Genomic DNA, 2,588 nt, shown 5'->3' on the forward strand with positions numbered 1-2,588 from the left:
AGGCGGGGCTGGCTCGTGTGTGGCGACGCAGTATCATGCCCTATCTGGAGGAGTACTACGCTGATCAGCCGGCCAGGGCGCAGCGGTGGGCTTGGGATGGCGAAGTGGTGCAACGCTTGCGCGAGGGACGGCATGACGTTTGAGCCGATTGATTGGGGAATGGCTTTATGAAGACCGTGAGTGGTATCGTGTAGGCCGACGTGCAGCCAGATGCTACGGACAGCCGGGTCAATAAGGATTGACCTGAGAGTAAGTGTGCCTTTCTGTGCTAAAATAGGCGAGGTTGAGGAAGCGAGTCACTAGAGTGGTCATTACGCTGTCAAAAAACCGTGTGCCTATCCGTCTCAACGATGAGCGGTGGGCACACATCACGGACGAACATGGCGAGCTGGCCGAACTGAAAGCCCTGGTCCTTGATGTAGTTGCCAATCCAACCCGCGTTCTGGCCGGCGGCACGGATGAGTTGCTGGCGGTGCAAGAGGTTGAAACCGGCAAATGGCTCGTAGTTGTATATAAAGAACAAGGCAATGACGGATTCATCATTACTGCCTTCATTACTCGTCGTATAAGATCACTCAATCGGAGGCGACAGCTATGGCCTTAGCCCCAATCCCTGACCTGCGCGCTTATCTGCGTGTTTTACCAGAGGTGAAGAAGACGCCGGAGAGTTCGGTCTGGCTTACCTACGACCGGGAAGCGGACGTGCTCTACGTAAACTTTCGCCGGCCCAGCGTTGCCGCAGACAGCGAACTGACCGATGACGACGTCATCATCCGCTACGATGATGACGACGAAATCGTGGGGTTTACTATCCTCCACGCCGGCCAGCGCTAGGATGAGTTTCAGGTGCGATGCACTTCCCGAAGTGCATCGCACCTATGCACCTATCAGACTAGTATCCTAAATTCGACGCCAGCCATCGCTCGACCGTCTCGACGCTCATCCCCTTGCGGGCGGCGTAATCCTCCACCTGGTCGCGGCCAATGCGGCCCATGCCGAAGTAGGCCGACTGCGGGTGGGCGAAGTAGTAGCCGCTGACTGAGGCTGCGGGCCACATGGCGTAGCTCTCGGTCAGGGTGATGCCGGCGGCGGCCGTCGCCTCCAGCGTCTTGAACAGGTCGCCCTTCTCCGTATGGTCGGGGCAGGAAGGGTAGCCGGGGGCGGGGCGGATGCCGCGGTACTTCTCGGCGATAAGCGCATCATTGTCCAGCGCCTCATCCGGCGCGTAGCCCCACACCTCGCGCCGCACCAGGGCGTGAGTCAGTTCCGCCAGCGCCTCGGCCAGCCGGTCGGCCAGCGCCTTGGCCAGGATGGCATTGTAGTCGTCGTGGAGTGCCTCGTAGCGGCGCACCACCGCCTCCAGGCCGATGCCGGCCGTCACGGCGAACATGCCCACGTAGTCGGTCAGCCCACTCTCCACGGGCGCGATGTAGTCGGCCAGCGACAGGTTGGGCCGGCCGGGGGGGCGCTCCATTTGCTGGCGGAGGCAGTGGACAGTGGTCAGCAGGTCAGTCTCCCCCGCTCCCCCGCTTCTCCGCTCCCCTGCCGGGTCATAGACAATGATGTCATCCTCCACAGCGTTCGCCGGGAAGATCCCCACCACCGCATTGGCCGTCAGCCACTTCTCGCCGATGATGCAATCGAGCATACGCTGAGCGTCGGCGTAGAGATGGCGGGCCGTTTCACCCACCACGGCGTCGTCGAGGATGGTGGGGAACTTGCCATGCAGCTCCCAGACGGTGAAGAACGGCGTCCAGTCGATATAGGGCCGGATGTCCTCCAGGTCGATGTCGCGGAAGACGGTGACGCCGAGCCGGTGGGGCGTGGGCGGCGTGTAGTGGCCCCAGTCGAGCTTCAGCCGGTTGGCGCGGGCCTCAGCCAGCGTGCTCAGCCGCTTTCGGTCCGTACGCCCCTCGCGGCTCTCGCGAATCGAGGCGTACTCGGCGCGCACGCCGGCGGCGAAGGCGTCGCGCTGGGTGTCGCTCAACAGTTGCGAGGCGACACCGACGGCGCGGGAGGCGTCCACGACGTGGACGACCGGGCCGCGCGTATAGCCCGGCTCAATCTTGACCGCCGTGTGGACCTTGGAGGTCGTCGCCCCGCCGATGAGCAGCGGTAGGTCGAACCCCTGGCGCTCCATCTCGCGGGCCACGTGGCGCATCTCCTCCAGCGACGGCGTGATGAGGCCGCTCAGGCCGATGATGTCCACGTTCTCGCGACGGGCCGTCTCCAGAATCTTCTGCGTTGGGGTCATCACGCCCAGGTCGATGACGTCGTAATTGTTGCAGCCCAGCACCACGCCGACGATGTTCTTGCCGATGTCGTGCACGTCGCCCTTGACCGTCGCCAGCAGGATTTTGCCGGCCGGGCGGTGGTCGCCGCTGATCGCCTTCTCAGCCTCGATGAACGGAACCAGGTAGGCGACGGCCTGCTTCATCACGCGGGCGCTCTTCACGACCTGCGGCAGGAACATCTTGCCGCTGCCGAACAGGTCGCCGACGACGTTCATGCCGTCCATCAACGGCCCCTCGATGACGTGCAGGGGGCGCTCGGCCTGCTGCCGCGCCTCTTCCACGTCTATCTCGATG

At 63.3% G+C, this 2,588-nt stretch carries 3 protein-coding genes; 2 read left to right on the forward strand and 1 reads right to left on the reverse strand.

Translation table 11 applies throughout. The features are described from left to right. Positions 1–304: 304 nt before the first annotated feature. Positions 305–604: a hypothetical protein gene (locus ACE3UY_RS07805; RefSeq protein ID WP_374686981.1), complete on the forward strand. Its 300-nt coding sequence runs from the start codon at positions 305–307 to the stop codon at positions 602–604. Further along, the gene (locus ACE3UY_RS07810; protein ID WP_374686982.1) at positions 595–834 is read left to right on the forward strand and encodes a DUF2283 domain-containing protein; all 240 of its coding nucleotides are present in this window, start codon (positions 595–597) and stop codon (positions 832–834) included. Before ACE3UY_RS07805 ends, ACE3UY_RS07810 begins: the two co-directional genes overlap by 10 nt. Positions 835–892: 58 nt before the next feature. Here the strand turns inward: ACE3UY_RS07810 and ACE3UY_RS07815 are convergent. Further along, on the reverse strand, positions 893–2,588 hold a 1,696-nt coding region (locus ACE3UY_RS07815; RefSeq protein WP_374686983.1), incomplete at its 5' end, for a vitamin B12 dependent-methionine synthase activation domain-containing protein.

The organism is Promineifilum sp. (SeqCode), assembly GCF_041918635.1.
Lineage (GTDB): Bacteria > Chloroflexota > Anaerolineae > Promineifilales > Promineifilaceae > Promineifilum.

Excerpts from the sequence above, each read along its gene's own strand:
- ACE3UY_RS07810 (WP_374686982.1), top strand. The coding sequence starts at position 595 with ATGGCCTTAGCCCCAATCCCTGACCTGCGCGCTTATCTGCGTGTTTTA.